This is a genomic window from Agromyces sp. H66 (genome assembly GCF_004959775.1).
Classification (GTDB): domain Bacteria; phylum Actinomycetota; class Actinomycetes; order Actinomycetales; family Microbacteriaceae; genus Agromyces.
Genome location: NZ_SJZG01000007.1, coordinates 70,861 through 91,894, shown reverse-complemented (window position 1 = coordinate 91,894; position 21,034 = coordinate 70,861). Strand labels below are relative to the sequence as shown.

Sequence of the window (21,034 nt, the reverse complement as noted above, 5' to 3'; positions counted from 1 at the left end):
CGCGACATCCGCTCGGCTGTGGAGGACGAGAGCGTCGCGACGGCGGATTCACTCCACGGTGAAGTACTGCTCCGCGAGCTCGACGCGACTTCCGCGCGGCACCAGGTAGCGACGGCCGGGCTCGCACCTGATGGCTCCGTCGTCGGGCCGGCGCACGATCGTGCCGTTGCCCGAGAAGCGATCGGCGATCCACAGCATGCCCTCGTGCTCGCCGAACTCGAGATGGGTCTTCGACACCGACAGCGTTCGGTCGGCGATCTGCACCAGCTGGTCGAACGACTCCCCCGGCTGCGGCAGCGGCTTGCGGCCGATGAGGCCCGTGCCGAACACCGTGCGCGTCTCACCCGTGCTGAACGCGAGCACGAACCGGGGAGACGGGTGGACGGACCGCCCCTCCTCCGCGACCGCGGCCTCCACGGTCGCGAGCGGCGTCGTGGGCCGGAATCCGTCGACGGGGATGCTGATGACACCGCTGTTGCGGCGCACCGGTTCCTCCATGATCGTGGTGTCGCCGGGTCGCGGATCGGCACGTCGGCGGGACTCGGGAGTGGCGGTCGTCGAACTGCCGCAGTCGCCGCAGAACATCGCGCCCTCGGGCAGCACGGCCCCGCAGATCAGACACGTCACGACTTGGCTCCCCTCCGCGAGACAGCGTACCCGCCGAGCGAGGCCAGGGAGATCGCGGCCCGCAGACGCTCCCGCCGGGTGCGCGGTGCGCCGAGGCGCTGCTGCAGGTCGTCGACCGACTCCCAGACGAGCCGGTCGGCCCCCTCGGGCGGACCGTCGGGAGCGAACACCGCCCGATCGACGACGGAGGCCAGCACCAGCGGTGCGAGTCCGCCGACGGTCGCGGCCTGTTCGGCGCGCGTCGCATTCGGCCGGATCGGGTAGCCGTAGTCGGCGGCCGTGTCGGCGAACTCCTGCCACCCGCCTTCGATCCGCTCGACGGGCGTGACGGCGAGCCGGCGCAGCCGGCGCCGGCGGAGCTTCGCGGCGATGATCGCGAGGAACGGGCTGACGAGCAGGGCGACGCCGAGCATGACGAACCCCGCCGTCGTGAGCACGCCGAGCAGCACGGCGACCCAGGGCTCGGTGCCGTCGTCGCGATCGTCGAGCGCGAGCTCGGGGTCCGCGTCGAGGCCGTCGACCGGCGTGCGCTCGGCCGGGGGCGGCAGCGCCGATTGCGGGCGGGAGACGACCGTCGGCTCGTCGGGCTCCTTCTCGGGGATCTCGCGCGGCTCGGGATTCGGGTCGATCGCGAGCCACCGGCCGTCCGCGGCCTGCACCTCGATCCATGCCTGCAGCTCGGCCCCCACGAAGACGGTCGTGCCGCCGGACGCCTCGTCGCCGGAGTCCTCGCCGTCGGGCAGGTAGCCCACCACGACGCGCGCCGGGAAGCCGATCCGGCGCGCCATGAGCGCCGCGGCGACCGCGTACTGCTCGCCGTCGCCGATCATCGGCCGCTCGGTCACGAGCTCGACCAGCCGGTCGTGGCCGTGGCCCGACCGGCTCGGTCGCTCGTCCTCGAGGCCGTGGCTCACGTACCCCTCGCGCTGGAAACCGGCGATCACGGCCGCCAGCCGCTCCCCCGGCTCGTCGGAGGCCGGAGCCCACTGGTCGAGCAGCCGTGCGAGGTCGGCGGGCAGCTCGGGTGCCGCGGGCAGCACGCTCGTACCCGGCCTCAGCCCGGCGAGGTCCTCGACGGGCGGCGGCGCGATGGCGCTCGCGACGTACCGGTCTCCGTTCTGCAGGCCCGGTTGCACGGCGGCCGTGCCGGTCACGTCGTTGTAGAAGAAGCCGTCGGCGAGGAGCTCGGCGCGCTCGCCCTCGAACGTGATCCGCTCGAGGCGGCCGACGCCCGGCACCCAGACGTCGGCGTAGCCGAGCACCGCCACCTCGACCACGACGCGCTCGCCGTACGTGTCGGACTGGTCGAGACGGTAGGGCACGCGCGTGAACCGACCCGACTCGGCCGTGCCGTCGGCTCCGCCCACGGAGTAGACGATCCCGTCGTACGTGTCGAGCGTCGCGATCCGGATGCCCCACCCCGGCGGCAGCCCGTGCACGGCGAGCATCGGGCGGTCGGCGACGTCGGGGTCGAACGCCGCCCGGAACCCGGCGAGCGGACTCTCGTGGTTCTCGGGCTCGAACGGCGGCTGCAGCTCGGCCCGCACGACGCTGCGCTGCGGGACCGGCAGCGCGAAGGCCGCCGCCGTCGCTCCGACGAGCGCCACCGCGACGAGGGCGGACGCGCCGAGGACGCGTCGCGCGTCGGCGAGGGCCGCCTCCACCGGCCGGCCCGTCGTGATCGCACGTCGCCTGGCGATGCCCACCCGGACGAGCCACGCCACGGCCGTGACGAGGAACACGAGGCCCGTCTCCAGCCCGTACGCCGCGTGCACGACACCCAGGGCGATGCCGGCGAGGAGCAGGAGCGCGGGCGGCACGACCGCGGCCGACGGGTGGCGGCTGCGGAGGGCCACGGTGATCGCGACCGTCGCGGCGACCAGGCCGAGGAGGAACGGCGGCACGAGGAGCGCCTGGTACGAGCCGACCGGCACCGCGATGGTCACGAGCTGCTTCCAGGAGAGCGCGGCGCCGGCCACGAGCTCGACGATGCCCTGCGCCGAGGGCAGCACGCCGGCGATCGAGCGACCGGGCACCGCGGCGGGCACGCCGAGCACGAGGTAGGCACCGAACACCGCGACGACCGTGAGCCATGCCGGCCACCCGAATCGTGCCCCGAGGATCCCGATGACCGTGCCCGCGAGGATGGCGACCGAGGCGGCGACGAGGAACGCCTCGCTCTCGTAGACCGGCCACCACGGGATCATCGCGGCCGCCAGCATCGCGACGACGAGCACGGCGCTGATGGCCGTCGGCCACGGCCGCTCGGCTCCGAGTGGTCGTCGGGCGGGGCTCATGCGACGGACGCCGATCTGGCGAACAGCGAGCGAAGGTCCTCGAGATACCCGATCCCGAACACCGTGAGCCCGGCGAGGGTGCGCGCAGAGGCCTCGCCCTCCGGCGAGCAGCGCACGGCGATTCCCTCGATTCCGGCAGGGAGCCGGGATGCCGCGGCGCGCAACGGCGCGATGCCCCGCGCCGTTCCGGTCACGAGGAAGGCGAGCGAGACGCCGGGCAGCCCCTCGGCCGCGGAGCGGGCGACATCGGGGAGCATCAGGGCCTCGTCCTCGCGCTCGACGACGCACAGTGCGTCGAGGAGTCGATCTCGCGTCACGGTGGGCAGCTCCCGCATGGCGCTGCCGCGCGTCGCACGCGCCCGGCTCGAACCCGACACCACGAACGACAGCGTCCGCGCGTCGCGGATCGCGCGTGCGCCGACGGATGCCGCGGTGCTCACCGCGAGCTCGAACTCGTCGTCGTCGGTGTACGCGCCCGGATCGATGTCGAGCAGCACCATGAGGCGGCTGCGCCTCGTCTCCTCGAACTGCCGCACCATGAAGGTGCCGGTCTTGGCGGAGCTCTTCCAGTGGATGAACCGGCGGTCGTCGCCCGGCACGTACTCCCGCAGCGCGTGGAACGCGATGTCGCTCGCCGTGAGATCCCGCGTCGGCGATCCCTCGAGATCGCGGATGAACCCCGTGCTCAGGGCCTCGATCGCGACCGTGCGCGGGTGCACGTGCAGCTCGACGACCTGCGACCAGACGATCTCGCGCCGCATGAGGCCGATCGGGTCGGCGCGCACCGTGCGCGCCGGGCCGATGCGCACGATGCCGCGTCGATCGGTCGGGATCCGGAACTGCTCGTCGACGGCGCCGCCGCGGGGCAGGCCCGGGAGCACCCGCTCGATCACCTGTTGGCCGACCGGCACCTCGAGTTGGACACCGCCGAACCGCCGGCGGCCGGGGTTCGCGGCGATGAGCCGCGCCTCGGCCTGCTCGCCGACGACGACGCGCGGCGTCGGCAGCACGAGCTCGATGGTCGACGCCCCGCGGCCCACGAGCCAGACGGATGCCGCGGCCACGAGCACCACGAGGCCCCAGCCGATCGCGATGAACTCGATCCAGCCCAGGGCGTAGCCGACCACGAGGGCGGCCACGGCGCCCCCGACGACGGACCAGCCGAGCGGCGTGACGACGCCCTGCACGGCGCGCGCCCATCGCACTCCCACGCCCGCCGCAGCCGTCGCCCATCGGATGGCACGCCCGATGACCACCGCGAGGAAGCCCTCTCGCTTCGCCTCCTCGGGGATCGTCGTGCGGGTCTGGGCGAGCGTCACACGGCCTGCCTGCTGGACGGCGGCGGGGTCTCGATGAGCACCTGGGCGATGAGATTCGACGTGGTCACGCCGTCGAACTCGGCCTCGGGATCGAGGATCAGCCGATGCGCGAGCACCGGCTCGGCGAGCGCCTTCACGTCGTCGGGCACCACGTAGTGGCGCCCGCGTCCGGCCGCGTGCGTCTTCGCCGCCCGGATGAGCGCGAGGGCGCCCCGCACGCTGACGCCGAGCCGCACCTCGCGCGCCGTTCGCGTGGCGTCGACGAGCCGCGACACGTAGTCGTGGATGGTCGGGTCGACGTACACGGTGCGGGCGAGCCCGGCCATGTCGGTGACCTCGTCCGCGTCGAGCTGCGCCTCGACCCGGTGCTCGTGCGCGCGCTGGTCGGCGCCCTCGAGGATGCGGATCGTCGACGCGTGGTCGGGGTACCCGATCGACGTGCGCATGAGGAATCGGTCGAGCTGCGCCTCGGGGAGTCGGTACGTGCCCGCCTGCTCGACGGGGTTCTGCGTCGCGATGACCATGAACGGCCGGCCCACGGCATGGGTCTGGCCGTCGACGGTGACCTGCCCCTCCTCCATGACCTCGAGTAGCGCCGACTGCGTCTTCGGGCTCGCGCGGTTGATCTCGTCCGCGAGCACGATGTTGGCGAACACCGGCCCGGGGTGGAACTCGAATGCGCCGCTGCGCTGGTCGTAGACGGTGACGCCCGTGATGTCGCCGGGCAGGAGGTCGGGCGTGAACTGCACCCGGTTGCTCGTGCCGTGCACCGACTGCGCCATCGCCCGTGCGAGCGACGTCTTGCCCGTGCCGGGCACGTCGTCGAGCAGCAGGTGCCCCTCGCTGAGGAACGCCGTGAAGGCGAGCCGCACGACGCGGTTCTTGCCGAGCAGCACCTCTTCGACCGCGCCGACGAGTCGGTCGAGGTTCGCCGCGAAGCGCGTCGCCTCCTCGGGGGTCATCGTCATGTCTGCTCCTCGCTCATCGGTTCCAGTACCTGGCCGTCACGCCGGCGATCTCAACATCCAACCAGACCCGATCGCCGGGCTTCGCCTCGGGGATCTGGCACGTGGTCGCGGATTGCGCGGAACGTCCGCCCTCGTCGCCGTCGACGCCGCACGTGAAGGCGACGGGCAGTCCGGAGTTCGCGGGCGCCGCGGTCCACGACCAGGTCTTGCCCGCCTCGTCCCAGACGCGGCTCGGCAGGGCGAACGTCAGCGACGGCTGCGGGTCGGTCGGCAGCACCTGCGACCACGGCCCGCAACTGCCCCACACCGAGCACTCGCGCACCTGGAACCGTGCCGCCTCGCCGAACGGGCGGCCGAGCAGCGACCGCAGCCAGCCCGAACCCCGGAACTCGACGGGGGTGCCGATCTGCACGCCGGCCGCGTCGACCGCGACGATCTGCAGGCGCGGCCCGGCGTCCACGTCCGAGATGTAGCGGTCCCAGGTCTCGACGTTCATCCAGTCCATGGCGCTGGTCACGTCGGAGACGGTCCGCGGCGCCGGCCGCACGACGATGCCCGCGACCTCGGTGCTGACGCACCCGGCGCGGTTGAAGCCCCAGACCACGAAGGAGTAGCGGGTGGACTCCGTGGCCGTGCCCGCGAACGTCACGCTCGAGGCATCCGGACCCACCCGCACGACCTCCGCGACCGTGCCGCCGCTCGCGGGCGGGATCACCTCGCCGGGCGCCGGGCTCGTGACCGAGCACGCCTGCGGCCCCGTCGGCACCGAGGTCTGACCGTCGGCCAGCCGCTGCACGAAGTATCCGCCCATGGCGTCCCCGTTGCCGGAGAACGGCGACCACGAGACGGTCACGGTGCCGGCGGCGGGGTCGCCGTCGACGTCGATGCCGCCCGCGATGGGCGAGCCGAACGGCATCCCGGTACCGCCCGCCGCGGTCCACACGGCGAGCGCCGGATACGCCTCGTTGCGCGCGCTCACGGTGAACGGCACCTGGCTGCCGTTCACGAGTCCGCCGGCCTCGATCGCACACGTCGTCGCGGTGCACGCGCCCGCGGCGTCCACCTCGCTCGAGATGCCCTCCACCGTGACGACGTAGGAGCTCACGGCGCTGCCGGCACCCGTGTCGACGGGTGCCCATTCGATGCGCAGGCCGCCGTCGAGCGGGAGCGCGCGGAGTCCGGTGGGCGGCGGCGGGATGACGTCCGACCAGATCGGTCCCGGCGCGTCGAGCGGGTCGGAGAGGCCGATCGCGTTGCGCGCCTGCACCCGCACGGTGACCGCGTTCGCCTGTCCGTTCCCGGGCGTGGCCACGGTGCAGGTCGTGGCGACGCACGTCGACGTGCCCACGACGTCGCCGCCGGGCGCGACGAGCGAGATGTCGTAGCCCGTGATCGGCGAGTTGTTGAAGGCCCCCGCCCCGAACACGACGTCGAGCGTGCCGTCGCCGAATCCGGTCACCTGCGCGCCCGTCACGGGGTCGGGGCGGTCCTGCACCGAGATCGTGACGGACCCCCACGCGTACCGGCTCGGGTCGTCGGTCGCGTCGGCGACCTGGTACTGCAGGGTGGTGTTGACGGGCGCCGCCCCGCTGGAGACCGCCACCGTGAGGGTCGAGTGGTCCTCGCTCGGCTCGATGGCGACGCCGGCGGGCAGTCGATCGCCGAGGCCGCGCACGCCCACGACGCGGAGCGGGGTTCCGGGGAACGGATTGGTCGCGCCGTCGTTCGCGAGCACGTCGATCGTGGTGGTGCGACCCCGGGCGGCGACCGCGAGGTCGGGGGCCGGCTGCGCGAGCGGACGCGTCGAGGGGACGACGCGCAACTCGATGCGGCCGGGCCTGCCGTCGCCGCGGTCGTCGCCGACGGCGATCGACACGGCCTGGCGCGTGCCGGTCGGCGTCGACTCGGCGGTCGTGATCGTGAGGTCCCGACCGTCGAGCGACAGGTCGAAGCCCACGGGTTCGGGCGGCAGCACGCGGAAGTCGAGTTCGTCGAGGGCGTCGGGGTACGGGTAGTTGGTGAGCTTGACGAGGTCGATGGTCTTCGACTGGCCGGGTTCGAAGTCGATGGTGCCGCCCGTGAACGCCGGCGGCTGGTCATCGGTGGGCTCCACCACGATCGGGATGACGATCGTGCCCGTGCGTGCGGTGGGATCGTCGGGCGATTCGCCGTCGGTGACGGTGAACGAGAGCGAGGCCGGGCCGAAGTAGCCGGGTTCGCTGCGGAACCGGATGGTGTCCTCGTCGACGACGAGATCGGTGCCGTCGCTGTGCGAGGCGCGCACGGTCGCGGCGTCGGTGATCCGCACCGGCCGGCCGGACGCGGCGATGACGTACTCCTCGAGCTCGAGCACGACCTCTTCGCCGCTCTGCACGCGTACCTCGGGCGCGTCGCGACGCAGCTGCGGGAGGGCGTCGTCGCGCCCGGGCACCCAGATGAACGCGTACGACGTGACCTCCGGGTCCTCGGGATGGCTCACGGAGAACGGGACGATGCGCCGCCGGTCCTCGACGCGGACGCGGATGGCGCCGTCGCGGCGCACCTGCGCACCCTCGTCGTAGCCCTCGACGAGCCCGACGTCGAGCTCGGCCGCGTCGCCGTCGGCCAGGAAGACGTTGCGCAGCACCGCCACGTCGACGTACTCCTCGCCGAGGATGTCGCTGAGCGTCAGCACGGTGTCGCCGGCCTCCGGCCGGGCGAGGGGCGCATCGGCGCGGGCCTCCACCCGGAGGAACGTCGACGCCTCGCCGAGGTGCTCGTTCTCGATCGTGTAGATGAACCCGTAGTCGCCCTCGCCGGCGGGCACCTCGACTCGGACGGTCTCGCCGTCGACACGCGCGGTCGCACCCGACGTGATGGGCTCGACCGAGCGGAGGACGAGCGCTCCGCCGTCGGGATCGGAGTCGTTCTCGAGCACGCGCACCGAGATGGTGCGGCCCGGGCGCACCGTGATGACGTCCTCGACGGCGATCGGGCGGCGGGCGCCGTCGAGCCGCGGTGCGACGCCCACCCGGATCGAGCCGGTCGCGCGCGCGCCCAGCGCGTCGACCACGGCGTACTGGAACGCGTCGGTGCCGGCGGAGTACTCCCCGGCCTCGTATTCGAGCCAGTCGCCGCCGCGCGCGACGACGGCGCCGCGATCGGGGTTGGACTCCTGGCCGAGCAGCTGCACCGAGTCACCGTCGGGGTCGACGCCGCCGAGCGGGATCGGGATGCGCACGGTGTCGCCCGCGAGCACGCGTGCGGTCACCGTCTGCGGCACCGGCGCGGTGTTCGTCTCGGGATCGGCATCGCGCACCGAGATGTGCACGGTCGCCGTCGCGAACTGGCCGTCCGGACCGTCGACGCGGTAGGTGGCCTCGAACTCGCCGGGTTCGTCGGGCGCGTAGTACCGCAGGCGGTCCCCTGCCGCGAACAGCAGTCCGGCCTCCGGTTCCTCGACGATGCCCGGCGCGAGCGAGATGGGCAGCGAATCGGGGTGCTCGTCGTTGTCGAGCACGGCGATGTCGACGACGTCGCCGGTGCGCGCCGAGATGGTGTCGGGCGCCGCGACGGGCGGCTGCGTGCGGCTCGGGTCGGGCACCTCGACGAGCGTGACCTCGCCGTCGGCGTCGGCCAGGCCGTTGCTCACGCGGTAGCCGAACGTCGTCGATCCCGTGGCGAGCGGCTGGGTGAGGGTGACCCGGAGGATGCGGTGGTCGATGATCTCCATGCGGACGCCCTCGGCCTCGGCCTCGGCCTCCTCGGTGAGACCGGTGACGATGAGCACGCCCCCCGTGGGGTCGATGTCGGTCGCGAGCACGTCGACGTCGACGGGTCGGTCGAGCCTGAGGAACGCGGAGTGCGGCACGGTGATGGGCGTCGTGTCCCGGTCGGGCGGCGCCGACACGTCGACGCGCACGAGGCCGGTCGCCGTGTCGGTGCCGTCGGTCACGGTGTACTCGAGGTAATGCGTTCGCACCGCGATGCTCGTGAACCGGAAGCTGCCGCCGTCGAAGTCGGGCACGATGTCGACCTCGGGCTTGGCGGGGACCGCGCTCAGTCGCGGGTGGCCGGAGCCGCCGCGCACGTGCCGCAGCGGGTCGATGCGGATCTCCTCGCCCGCGGTCGCCAGCGCCACGAACGGCTCGGCGACGAGCGGGACGTCGCCGGGAGCCCGCACCCGCACGGTGAGCACGCCGGCACCGTCGTCGCGGCCGTCCGAGACCGCGAGGGACACGCTGCGTTCGGAACCCGCGCCGCCCTTCTCGTCGAACACGACGACGCCGTCCGCGGTCGACGACACGGCGTCGGGCTCCCCGACGTTCGCCTCGCGGAGGAAGAACGGATCGCCGTCGGGATCGACCCAGTCGCCGAGCACCGCGGTGGTCAGGCGTCCGCCGCTCTGGACCGATGCCCGGGTCTCGCGCTGCTGCACGGGCGGCGCGTTCTCCTCGGGGTCGCGCACCGTCACGGTCACGGTGGCGCGCGCGGTGCCGCCGCGCCCGTCGCCCACGGTGTAGCCGAACGAGAGGGTTCCGGATGCCTCGTCGCCGAGCGTGAGCTGCAACTGCTGGTTGTCCGACACGCGGTCGAGCCTCGCGCCGCCCGGCAGTTCGCCGTCGACGCCGTCGACGACGAGCACGTCGCCGTTCGCGTCGTAGTCGTTGAGCAGCACGGGCAGGAGCGTCGACCGTCCGGGGCGCGCGCCGAACTCGTCGGCCAGCGCGACCGGCGGCACCTGGCTCTTCTCGATCGTGGGCTTCTGGTCGGGGTCGTTCTGCTCGACCGTCTCCTCCGTGCGATCGTCCTGGAGCAGCGCGTCCCAGTTGTCGATGAGTCCGTAGTCGTCCGACGCCGCCCACGTCCTGCCGCTCGATCGGTCGTTGAGCACGAGCGACTCGCCGTTGGCGAGGAAGGCGAGGCTCCCGGCGCCGGACGCGCGCTCGAGGTCGACCTGCCGCGGCCGCGTGCCGGGGCAGGAGCGCCACGCCTCACCGCGAGCCCACGCCGCGTGGAGGCATCCGTCGTGGAGGACCGGAGCGGCCGGCGCACCCACGACGTCGTCGACGAGCACCTGCGGCTCGCCGCCGTCCAGGCGCACCGACACGAGCCCCCGGCGATGCGCGATCGCGACGGAGTCGCCGTCGAGCGCCGGTTCCTGCAGCGCCGGGTCGGACGTCGGCTCGAGGACGCCGGAGAGGTCGACCTCGCGGCCGTCGAGCCAGAGCGTGCGGGCCGTCACGTCGAGCACGACCCAGCGGCCGTCGACCGACGTGATCTGCACCTCGGGATCGCCGTCGGCGGGCGGCACCTGCCATCTGGCCGCGACCGTCTCGGCCTCGGCGGCGTCGACACGGGCGATCCCGCCCGTCGACGGCGTGTAGGCGAACATGACGCCCGCCGGATCGACGCTCGTCACGGCGCTCGCGCCGAACGTGAGGACGGGGTCGGCCTCGCCGTCGAAGTCGGCGAACTCGGCGACCGGCACCGTCCAGACGTCGCCGTCCGCCGAGATGACGACGCGGGAGCCGGCGAGCGCGACCGACGTGGTCTCGGGAGGCACGGCGATCGTGTCGGTGACCGTCGACGTCGTCGCGTCGACGACGCCGACGCTGGCCCGGTCGGGATCGAAGACGAGCACGGTCGACCCCCGTTGCACGACCTCCGACGACGAGCCTCCGGTCTCGACCACGGAGTTCAACTCGTGGATCGCGGTGTTCGCGCGGCCCACCGCCTGCAGGCCGTCGTTCACGACCCAGACGGCGGCGTCGCCGAGATCGACCCGCTGCGCGGCATAGCCGCCGGATGCCACGGCCACGCCCGCCACGACGGCGACGATCGCGGTGACGGCGCCCGCCGTCGCGAGCGCCGACCGGTGGGCGCCGAGCCGCGGCATCCGCATCAACCGACCTCCGCCCCCACGTCGACGCAGCGCTCGACGCTCGGCACGCCCGACTTGCCGTCACGCGTGACGGTGACGCTCGCGCACACGCGATCGCCGGCGTCGGCGCCGACGTCGAGGCGCGCGGCGCGCTGCATGGGCCACGGCTCGCCGTCGACCGTCACGACGTAGGCGTCGCCGCCCTCGATGCCGGGGTCGTCCCACGTGAACACCACGGCGGCCCCGTCGACCTCGCCCCGCACGTCCGTCACGACGGGAATCGTCCTCGACCCCTGCACCACGGCGAGGATGCCCGCGCTCACGACCGCGATGAGCAGCGCCGCGGCGAGCGAGATGCCCCACACGAGACGCTTCGTGGTCGGCGGCGCGGTGCGACCGCGGGCGGTGGATCCCTCGCGGGGGTGGGACTCGGCGCCGACGCCCGAGGCGGAGCGCCGTGCGGCGGAACGTCGGGTGCGACGTCGTGCGCCGTGGCCGCCGTCGAGCGCGTGCTGGCCGCTGACGCGGGTGCGCTCATCGAGGTCGACCGCCGTGGCGAGGGCCCAGTCGTCCATCGCCACCTCGATCGGCGTCTGCGGGAGGCCGAGTTCCTCCTCGACGGCCTGCAGGTCCCGGATGAACTCGAGCGCGCTCGCCTGGCGATCCTTCGGTCGACGCGACATGGCCCGCGCCAGCACTCGCTCGAGGCTCGCCGGAACGTCGGCACGGCCGGTCGGTGCGGGCCGGGCCTTCTCGATCCGCGACATCAGCGTGATCGAGGAGTTGTCGCCGCCCGGCACCTCGAACGGGCTGCGACCCGCGACGAGGGAGTACACGGTCGCCCCGAGCGACCACACCTCGCTCGCGACGGTGCCCGACACGTCGTCGTGCAGCACCTCGGGCGCCGACCACGGGATGGACAGGCCCACGGCGTCGCTCATCGCGGCCTCGCCGAGCGTGGCGGCGATGCCGAAGTCGCTGAGCACCGGGTGCCCGTACGCCGTGGTCAGGATGTTCGACGGCTTGATGTCGCGGTGCAGCACGCCCTGCCGGTGCGCCGTCTCGACGGCGCTCGCGATGCGGACGCCGATCGAGAGCGCCTCGGCCAGCGGCAGTTGCACGGCGCGGTAGCGCTGCCCCAGCGCGGCGGAGCAGTACTCCATGACGAGGTAGGGGCGGCCGTCTGCCGCGACCGAGGCCTGGTAGACGGTGAGGATCGACGGGTGCGAGGAGAGCTGGGCCATGATGTTCGCCTCGGCCTGGAACATCTGGCGCATCTCGTCGTTGACGACCTCGGCCAGCAGCACCTTCACGGCGACGAGCCGGCGCGGCATGTTCTGCTCGTACAGGAACACGTCGGCGAACCCGCCGGAGCCGAGCACGCGGATGAACGCGAACCCGGGCAGGTTCGGCGGGGTGGACGGCAGACGCCTCGACACGTTCCTCCCTGCATCCGGTGCCTCGACGCCACCCGCGAACCGGCGGCGACCGGTGCCCCCATTGTAGGTTGGCGACGGATGCCGCAGCGAAGCGATGTGCGGGGCGATCTCGTCACCCAGTGGCATCCGTCAGTGCAGGTCGTCACCGCCGGCGCTGTGCCGCGCCCCGGGCGGGCGCACGACCTTCAGCACGTCGAGGACGATGACCGTCACGTTGTCGCGACCGCCGTTGCCGAGGGCCGCCTCGACGAGTTGGCGCGCCGCGGCGTCGGCCTTCCGGTTGGCCATGAGGAAGTGCCGGATCCCATACGCGGTGAGCTCCTTGGTGAGCCCGTCGGAGCAGATGAGCAGGCGCATCCCCTCCTCGATCGCGATGGCGCGGTAGTCGGGGATGGGCGCCTCGTGGAAGCCGACCGCACGCGTGATGACGTTCGAGTGCGGGTGCGTGTCGGCCTCCTCCCGCGTGATCTGGCCGGCGTCGACGAGTTCCTGCACGATCGAGTGGTCGACCGTGAGCTGCTCCAGCACGCCGCCGACGAGCCGGTACACCCGCGAGTCGCCGATGTTGAAGACGATCCACGCGGGCTCGTCGGAGATCGCGCCGAGCGCGGCGCCCGTGACGGTCGTGCCGCTGCCCTCGTCGGTGACCCCGGCCCCGCGACCCATGTCCTGCACGGCGAGGCGCAGCGCCTGGTCGATCTCGGGGGTCCCCATCAGGGGCTTGCCGCCGTGCTCGGCCAGTCTCGTCACGACCGCGGCGCTCGCGAAGTCGCCGGCCGCGTGCCCGCCCATGCCGTCGGCCACCGCGAAGATGGGCGCCTGCGCCACGTAGCTGTCCTCGTTGACCTCGCGACGCAGGCCCGTGTCGGTCATCGCGGCCCAGGAGATCTCGAGTTCGGTGCCGTCGGGCAGGTCGACGCGATGACGGGCGTTGCCGTTGCCAATCTGCGTCACGGGTGCGGCCTGCTGTCTGTCGGGTATGGCGCTGCGGGGGGTCCGGGGGCGGGAGCGAGGGAGATCTCGACGATCGTACCGTCTCCGAGGTCGAGGCTGGTGCCCGGCGGGACGACGATCGACTCGCCCGATCGCATCCGGCGAGTGCCGGACGCCCCGTGCACGACCGTGCCGTTCGTGGAGCGCAGGTCGGTCGCCACGAGGCGCGTGCCCTCGACGCGCAGCTCGAGGTGCGTGCCCGAGACCACGGCCCGCGGCGACGCGACCGTGACGAGCTCGTGGGCCATGCCGCTCCGGATGCGCGGCGCGAGGGGGCGGCGCCCGATGAGCACGGGCGCGATGACCGGGTGCGGCAGTCCGCCGCCGATGCGGAAGGCCGGCACGAGGGTCGTCGTCGACCCGTGCTCGTCGCCCGTCGTCGACGCCGATGAGGCCGACGGGGCATCCGCCACGGCGGTCGCGGCGAGCGCCGACGATGCGCCGGGCTCGTCGCGACCCGGGAGCTCGACGTCGATCGTGGGGATCGCCACCGGCCTCGTCGCCGTGGGCGACGGCTGCGGCGACGTGCGGACCGTGTCGTCGTCGTCGGTGTCCGGCGTCCGGCCGCGACGGGGCATCAGGATCGTGTCGGCGGCCGCCGCCGCGGCTGTGGCGTCCCGCAGCGCCGCCGCCGCGTCGCGCGCCGCGTCGGGGGCCGACTGCCATTCGATCGACGTCGCGCAGAGGCTCGCTCGTGCGTGCGGTACGGGGTCGGCGGCTCGGCCGAGCCGGTCCAGGGGCGCCTCGGCGGACGTGATCCGCAGGGCCACCACCTCGGCGAACTCGGCGAGATGCCACGGCCGGATGCCGCGGGCGTCGAACCGTCGCGTGCCGCCGGGCGAGGTGAGGTCGACGACGGCGTTCCCGCGCACCACTGCGGTCACCTCGGTGGGATCCGCGCTGGGCCACCAGACGATCGCGAAGTCGTCGACCTGCTCGGCGGAGTGGAGGGGGATCGACCCGACGAGGGCCTCGATCTGCACGCGGTCGTCGCCGGCCGCCTCGGCCAGCGCCGAGGCGCCGGCGTCGGGGGCGGGCGCGGCGAGCGCGGCGATGAACCGATCGCCGACGACGATGTCCCACGCGGTCGCGCCGGGCACCGCGGCGCTCATGAGGGATCCCGCGACCATGGCGACCAGTCTGGCACCGTCGCGCCCGGTCGTCAGCCGATGTGACTCATCACGTGCTTGATGCGGGTGTAGTCCTCGAAGCCGTAGTTCGAGAGGTCCTTGCCGTAGCCCGAGTGCTTGAACCCGCCGTGCGGCATGTCCGACACGAACGGGATGTGCGTGTTGATCCAGACGCAGCCGAAGTCGAGGCGCTTCGCGAAGCGCATCGCCCGGCGGTGGTCGCTCGTCCAGACCGAGGAGGCGAGCGCGTAGTCGACGCCGTTGGCCATCGCGAGCGCCTCCGAATCGTCGCGGAAGGTCTGCACGGTGAGCACGGGGCCGAAGATCTCGCGCTGGACCGCCTCGTCGTCCTGCCGGAGTCCGGTCACGATGGTCGCCTCCCAGAAGTAGCCGACGTCGCCCTGCCGACCGCCGCCGAGGACGATCTCGGCGTGTCCCGGGAGTCGCTCGACGAATCCCGACACGTGAGCGAGCTGGTTGGCGTTGTTGAGCGGTCCGTAGAGCACGCCCTCCTCGTGCGGCCCGCCGGTGCGCGCGTTCCGGCGCGCCTCGGCGACGAGCGCCGCGACGAGCTCGTCGTGCACCGACTCGTGCACGATCACCCGGGTCGCCGCCGTGCAGTCCTGGCCGGCGTTGAAGTACGCCGCCGTGACGATGCCGGCGGCCGCCTGCTGGATGTCGGTGTCGCCGAACACGATGGCCGGCGCCTTGCCGCCGAGCTCGAGGTGCACGCGCTTCAGGTCGGCGGCCGCGGCGCGCGCGACCTCCATGCCCGCGCGGACCGATCCCGTGATCGCGACCATCTGCGGCGTGTCGTGCCCGAGCAGCTCGCTGCCCGTCGAGCGGTCGCCCGTCACGACGTTGCAGACGCCTGCCGGCAGGAACTCGGCGGCGACCTCCGCGAGCAGGAGCGTCGAGAGCGGCGTGGTGTCGCTCGGCTTGAGCACCACGGTGTTGCCGGCGGCGATCGCCGGCGCCACCTTCCAGACGGCCATGTTGAGGGGGTAGTTCCACGGCGTCACCTGGCCGATCACGCCGATCGGCTCGCGGCGCACGAACGAGGTGTGGTCCTTCAGGTACTCGGCGGCCGACCGCCCCTCGAGGTTGCGGGCGGCGCCCGCGAAGAAGCGCAGCTGGTCGACCGACTGCATGATCTCGTCGGCGACGAGGGTGGCCCGCGGCTTGCCGGTGTCCCGGGACTCGAGATCGGCGAACTCCTCGGCACGCGTCTCCATGGCGTCCGCGATGCGGAAGAGGGCGAGCTGTCGTTCGGCGGGCGTCGTCTCGCCCCACACCTCGAAGGCGTCGGATGCCGAGCGGTAGGCGGCGTCGACGTCGGCCGTCGTCGACACGGGCGAGACCGCGTAGGCCTCCTCGGTCGCCGGGTCGATGAGGTCGATGACGGTGTCGCCGCGCGCCTCGACGTACTCGCCGCCGATGAAGTTCCGGAGTGGTGCGTTGCCCATGCGGATGCGTCCTCTGGTCGTCGGATCATGGCGGCGCAGGTCGCGCCGCCGCGGCGCGACCTGCGGCGCCGTGCGCCCATGGTAGCCGGGGAGGCACGGCGATGGCGAGCGAAGAGATATGGAATCAGTTGTGAAACCGGCATGATTCGACGGATTCGCTTGCGAGTGGCGTCCGTCACTGTCACAATCAACGAATGACGAACACAGCTCGCACGCCAACGGCGCGCCCGGTGACCCTCGACGACGTGTCGAAGGCGATCATCGAGCAGCTGCAGGCGGACGGGCGCCGGTCGTACGCCGACATCGGCAAGGCCGTCGGACTCAGCGAGGCGGCCGTGCGGCAGCGCGTCCAGCGGCTCACCGAGTCGGGCGTGATGCAGATCGTCGCCGTGACCGACCCCATGCAGCTGGGCTTCACCCGGCAGGCGATGATCGGGGTCCGCGTGGGCGGCGACACGCGAGAGGTCGCCGAACGCCTCGCGGAGATCCCCGAGATCGACTACGTCGTGCTCACGGCCGGCAGCTTCGACCTGCTCGCCGAGGTGGTGTGCGAGAACGACGAGGAGCTCATCAACCTCCTCAACTCGCGCATCCGGAGCCTGCCCGGCGTGCTCAGCACCGAGACGTTCGTCTACCTGAAGCTGCAGAAGCAGTTCTACAACTGGGGCACCCGCTGAGCGGGCACCCCGCCAAAGGAGGACAGCAATGACCACCCTCGACTCGGCGACGAACGCCGGAGCCGCCGGCTACGACGACGCCGCGCTGCAGCAGAAGGCGAAGGACCACCTCTGGATGCACTTCGCCCGCCAGTCGACGATGGAGACGTCGGGCGTTCCCATCATCACGCGCGGCAAGGGCCACCACATCTACGACATCGAGGGCCGCGAGTACTTCGACGGGCTCTCGGGCCTGTTCGTGGTGAACGCCGGACACGGACGCCGCCGACTCGCCGAGGCGGCCGCCAAGCAGGCGGAGGAGCTCGCGTTCTTCCCGATCTGGTCGTACGCCCACCCGTCGGCGATCGAGCTCGCCGACCGCCTCGCCGGGTACGCCCCGGGCGACCTCGACCACGTCTTCTTCTCGACCGGCGGCGGCGAGGCCGTGGAGACGGCCTTCAAGCTCGCCAAGTACTACTGGAAGCTCCAGGGGCGCCCGACGAAGCACAAGGTCATCTCACGCGCCGTCGCCTATCACGGCACGCCGCAGGGCGCGCTCGCCATCACGGGCATCCCGGCGATGAAGGAGATGTTCGAACCGGTCACCCCCGGCGGCTTCCGCGTGCCCAACACGAACTTCTACCGGGCGGCCGATGTCGGGGCGCCCGCCGACGACGTCGAGGCCTTCGGCGTCTGGGCCGCGAACCGCATCGAGGAGATGATCCTCTTCGAGGGCCCCGAGACGATCGCGGCGGTCTTCCTCGAGCCCGTGCAGAACTCGGGCGGGTGCTTCCCGCCGCCTCCCGGATACTTCCAGCGCGTGCGCGAGATCTGCGACCAGTACGACGTGCTGCTCGTCGCCGACGAGGTGATCACGGGCTTCGGCCGCATCGGGAACATGTTCGCCTCGACCACCTACGGCTTCCAGCCCGACATGATCACGTGCGCCAAGGGCATGACCTCGGGGTACTCCCCCATCGGCGCGACGATCATCTCCGAGAAGATCTACGAGCCCTTCAGGCACGGCACGACGTCGTTCTACCACGGGTACACCTTCGGCGGGCACCCCGTGTCGGCGGCCGTGGCGCTCGAGAACCTCGACATCTTCGAGGAGGAGGGGCTCAACGAGCGCGTCCGCGAGAACTCGCCGCTGTTCCGCGCCGAGCTCGAGAAGCTGCTCGACATCCCGATCGTCGGCGACGTCCGCGGCGACGGCTACTTCTTCGGCATCGAACTGGTGAAGGACCGGGCGACGCGCGAGACCTTCAACGACGAGGAGTCCGAGGACCTGCTCCGCGGCTTCCTGTCGAAGGCGCTGTTCGATGCCGGTCTGTACTGCCGTGCCGACGACCGTGGCGACCCCGTGATCCAGCTGGCGCCGCCGCTCACCATCGGCGTGCCCGAGTTCCAGGAGATCGAGCAGAAGCTGCGTGGCGTGCTCACCGAGGCGGCCGACCGCGCGGCCGGCTTCAAGGGTCACCGCCACGGCGGAGAGCACCTCCTCGTTCCCGCACGCGTCTGATGGCGCGACCGCGGCAGCCCACCGCCACCGATGCCTCGCAGTCCTCGTACCGACGTGCGAGCTTCTGGCTCGACGACCTCGTGGTCTCGGGGCGCGACGACCTCGCGCCCCGGGACCCGCTCACGGCCGACGCGCGCGTCGACGTGTGCATCGTGGGCGGTGGGCTGACCGGTCTCTGGACGGCGTACGAGCTCGCGAAGGCCGACCCGTCGCTGAAGATCGCCGTGCTCGAACGTGAGATCGCCGGGTTCGGCGCATCGGGCCGGAACGGCGGGTGGTGCTCGGCGCTCTTCCCGCGCTCGGCGGCCTCCCTCGAGCGCGAGCACGGCTTCGACGCCGCCGTCGCGATGCGCCGCGCCATGGTCGACACCGTCGACGAGGTGGGCCGCGTCGCCGAGGCCGAGGGCATCGACTGCGACTTCGAGCGGGGCGGCACGGTCGTGTTCGCCCGCACCGACGTGCAGCGACGCGGCGCCAGGGCCGACGTCGACGAGGCGCGCCGGTTCGAGGTCGACCGGCCCGAGTACTGGGACGGACGCACGGTCGCGGCGAGGTTCGGCGTGACCGGGGCCGACGACGGCGATCCGGGGGCGACGTTCGACCCGGCGTGTGCGCGCGTGCACCCGGCGAAACTCGTGCGCGGTCTCGCGGACGTCGTCGAGTCGCTCGGCGTGAACGTCTTCGAGCGCACCGAGGTCGTCGACTGGGCGGCCGGCCGCGTGCGGTTCCGAAGCGTCGACGGCGACCGGGAGGGCACCGTCTCGGCGCGCCACGTCATCATCGCGCTCGAGGGCTACGGCTCGCGACTGCCGAGGGTGCGCCGGCGCATCCTCCCGCTCTACTCGCTCATGATCGCCACCGAGCCGCTGGCCGACGAGGTGTGGGACGAGATCGGCCTCGATCACGGCCAGACGTTCAGCGACTACCGCCACCTGCTCGTCTACGGCCAGCGCACCGCCGACAACCGCTTCGCGTTCGGGGGCCGCGGGGCCAGGTACCACTGGGGCAGCGCGGTCGACCCCGCGTTCGAACGCGTCGACGGCGTGTTCGAGCATCTGCAGCACGCCCTGCGCGACCTGTTCCCCGCCGCGGGCGACGCCCGCGTCACCCACCGCTGGGGCGGTCCGCTCGGCGTCGCACGCGACTGGCACGCGACGGCGAGCTACAACCCGAGGACCGGCGTGGGCTTCGCGGGCGGCTACGTCGGCGACGGGCTGTCGACGACGAACCTCGCCGGCCGCACGCTCGCCGACCTGGTGCTCGAACGGGACACGCCGCTCACGCGACTGCCGTGGGCGAATCACCGCTCGCCGCTCTGGGAGCCCGAGCCGCTGCGCTTCGCCGGGGCGAATCTCGGCATCCTCGGCATGCAGCTGGCAGACCTCGAGGAGCACCTGACCGGCCGGCCGTCGGTCGCGGCGCGCCTCATCGCCCCGCTCACGGGTCACTGACCTCGTCCGCGGACGCGCCGCCGGCGTCGTCACCGTCGGCGAACGCCCACTCGGGGATGGCGCCGGTGCCGAGGTAGGCGTGGAGGAGCCCCGACATCGTGTGGGCGGGATCGATCTCGAGCGCCCGCTCGACGAAGGCGCCCGCCGCCGAGCCCCTACCCAGCGCCCACGCCAGCCACGCCGCCACGCAGAGCGGGCCCGGGCGATGGCGCTCCGGGGCGTGGGCGAGCGCACGCCTGAGCACCGCGATCGCACGTTCGATCCGATCGGGCTCGGGACGCGTCGAGCTCTCCCCGAGCAGCAGCCGGGTGAGGAGCCCGGCGACCGTCTCGGCGCCGCGCTGCGACCACTCCCGGGCGACGAGCTCGCCCACGTCCTCGCCGTGCTCCGCCGCCCGCTCGTTCGCGTCCATGGCGTCGTCGAGCGCCATCGCGCCGATCGCCGGCCCGAACGCGAACTGCAGCATCATCGCGTCGCGGAACGCCGGGCGACCCGTGAGGTGCACGAGCCAGGCGAGCCGGTCGGCGCCCACGTCGGCGGGATCCGCGTCGAGCAGAGCCTCGACCAGTTCGACGGGGTCGGTGAGCGCGCCGAGCCCGTCCAGCAGCCGTTCGACGTCGCGCGGGCGCCTGCGCCGACCGAAGGCGTCGACCCGATCGTCGGCGGCGCAGGCATCGAGCAGGTCCGCCACCCGCGTGGCGAGGTCGGCGTCGGGCTCGGGCAGCGCCGCGAGACCCGCGGCGCCGGCGGGATCGGGCACCCCGCATCGGGCGTCGGAGGCCGCCGGGCTGCACGTGATCATCTCGAGCGGATGCCCCTGCGCCGGCGTCTGCGGATCGAGCACCGAGCCCCATCCGTCGCCCGCCACGCAGAACGCGTCCCGCACGACGAACCCCGCCGACTCGGCGCGAGCGGCGACGAGCTCGAGGAGCGCTCGCTCCGGCATGGCGCCCCGACGGGCGAAGGTGGCCTCCGTGTAGGCGATCGGGACGATCGCGTCCACGCCGGGCATCCGGCAGACGGTGCCCACCATGGCGGAGGCGACCGCGTCGCGGTCGCGGGCCCGCCCGGGCAGGTCGTAGCGCAGCACGCCCGCGCTGCGGTTGCCGCGGAATGCGATGCAGACGAGTGAGCGCATCGGTGCGTGGCCGATGAGGGCCGGGACGAGGGCCAGGAGGTCGTGCGCCGCGTCGGCGCGGATGATGGTGGTCATGCCGCCAGCGTGCGGCCGCGGCATCCGTCACCGAGCCGTCACGGGCGCGCGCGGGGTCGCAGCGACGAGGTTCGTCGTTGTCGAGGACGA

At 72.9% G+C, this 21,034-nt stretch carries 13 protein-coding genes; 3 read left to right on the top strand and 10 right to left on the bottom strand.

Features of this window, described 5'->3' with window-relative positions; genetic code table 11:
- Nucleotides 1-48: 48 nt before the first annotated feature.
- From EZM51_RS13105 to EZM51_RS13065, 9 genes are all read right to left on the bottom strand, one after another.
- The gene (locus tag EZM51_RS13105) at nucleotides 49-627 is read right to left on the bottom strand and encodes a zinc ribbon domain-containing protein (protein ID WP_136708713.1); all 579 of its coding nucleotides are present in this window, start codon (nucleotides 625-627) and stop codon (nucleotides 49-51) included.
- Nucleotides 624-2,924: a transglutaminase domain-containing protein gene (locus tag EZM51_RS13100; RefSeq protein ID WP_136708712.1), complete on the bottom strand. Its 2,301-nt coding sequence runs from the start codon at nucleotides 2,922-2,924 to the stop codon at nucleotides 624-626. The genes EZM51_RS13105 and EZM51_RS13100 overlap by 4 nt, the downstream gene beginning before the upstream one ends.
- The gene (locus EZM51_RS13095; RefSeq protein ID WP_248305643.1) at nucleotides 2,921-4,243 is read right to left on the bottom strand and encodes a DUF58 domain-containing protein; all 1,323 of its coding nucleotides are present in this window, start codon (nucleotides 4,241-4,243) and stop codon (nucleotides 2,921-2,923) included. Before EZM51_RS13095 ends, EZM51_RS13100 begins: the two co-directional genes overlap by 4 nt.
- Nucleotides 4,240-5,211, bottom strand: a complete 972-nt coding sequence (locus tag EZM51_RS13090; RefSeq protein WP_136708711.1) for a MoxR family ATPase — start codon at nucleotides 5,209-5,211, stop codon at nucleotides 4,240-4,242. Before EZM51_RS13090 ends, EZM51_RS13095 begins: the two co-directional genes overlap by 4 nt.
- Nucleotides 5,212-5,224: 13 nt before the next feature.
- On the bottom strand, nucleotides 5,225-11,089 hold the full coding sequence (locus EZM51_RS13085; protein WP_169053902.1) for an Ig-like domain-containing protein: 5,865 nt from the start codon (nucleotides 11,087-11,089) through the stop codon (nucleotides 5,225-5,227).
- Nucleotides 11,090-11,094: 5 nt separating this feature from the next.
- A complete protein-coding gene (locus EZM51_RS13080; RefSeq protein ID WP_248305642.1) occupies nucleotides 11,095-12,513 on the bottom strand; it encodes a serine/threonine-protein kinase in 1,419 nt (472 codons plus the stop codon).
- A 129-nt stretch (nucleotides 12,514-12,642) separates the two neighbouring features.
- Entirely contained in the window at nucleotides 12,643-13,467 is an 825-nt protein-coding gene (locus EZM51_RS13075; RefSeq protein WP_136708708.1) for a protein phosphatase 2C domain-containing protein, read from the bottom strand.
- Complete coding sequence (locus tag EZM51_RS13070) at nucleotides 13,464-14,636, bottom strand: FHA domain-containing protein (protein WP_136708707.1); 1,173 nt, start codon at nucleotides 14,634-14,636, stop codon at nucleotides 13,464-13,466. The genes EZM51_RS13075 and EZM51_RS13070 overlap by 4 nt, the downstream gene beginning before the upstream one ends.
- A gap of 32 nt (nucleotides 14,637-14,668) precedes the next feature.
- On the bottom strand, nucleotides 14,669-16,102 hold the full coding sequence (locus EZM51_RS13065; RefSeq protein ID WP_136708706.1) for a gamma-aminobutyraldehyde dehydrogenase: 1,434 nt from the start codon (nucleotides 16,100-16,102) through the stop codon (nucleotides 14,669-14,671).
- A 194-nt stretch (nucleotides 16,103-16,296) separates the two neighbouring features.
- On the opposite strand from EZM51_RS13065, the gene EZM51_RS13060 reads away from it, so the two are divergent.
- The 3 genes from EZM51_RS13060 to EZM51_RS13050 are packed head-to-tail and all read left to right on the top strand — an operon-like array spanning nucleotide 16,297 to nucleotide 19,731.
- Nucleotides 16,297-16,779 (top strand): Lrp/AsnC family transcriptional regulator, encoded by a 483-nt coding sequence (locus EZM51_RS13060; protein WP_136708705.1) that lies wholly within the window; start codon nucleotides 16,297-16,299, stop codon nucleotides 16,777-16,779.
- 28 nt (nucleotides 16,780-16,807) lie between these two features.
- Nucleotides 16,808-18,280 carry an aspartate aminotransferase family protein gene (locus EZM51_RS13055; protein ID WP_136708704.1) on the top strand — a complete coding sequence of 491 codons (1,473 nt, stop codon included), beginning with the start codon at nucleotides 16,808-16,810 and terminating at the stop codon, nucleotides 18,278-18,280.
- Nucleotides 18,280-19,731 carry an FAD-binding oxidoreductase gene (locus EZM51_RS13050; protein ID WP_136708703.1) on the top strand — a complete coding sequence of 484 codons (1,452 nt, stop codon included), beginning with the start codon at nucleotides 18,280-18,282 and terminating at the stop codon, nucleotides 19,729-19,731. Before EZM51_RS13055 ends, EZM51_RS13050 begins: the two co-directional genes overlap by 1 nt.
- Here EZM51_RS13050 and EZM51_RS13045 read toward each other — a convergent pair.
- Nucleotides 19,718-20,944 (bottom strand): DUF4192 family protein, encoded by a 1,227-nt coding sequence (locus EZM51_RS13045; RefSeq protein ID WP_169053901.1) that lies wholly within the window; start codon nucleotides 20,942-20,944, stop codon nucleotides 19,718-19,720. The genes EZM51_RS13050 and EZM51_RS13045 overlap by 14 nt on opposite strands.
- Nucleotides 20,945-21,034: the final 90 nt, after the last annotated feature.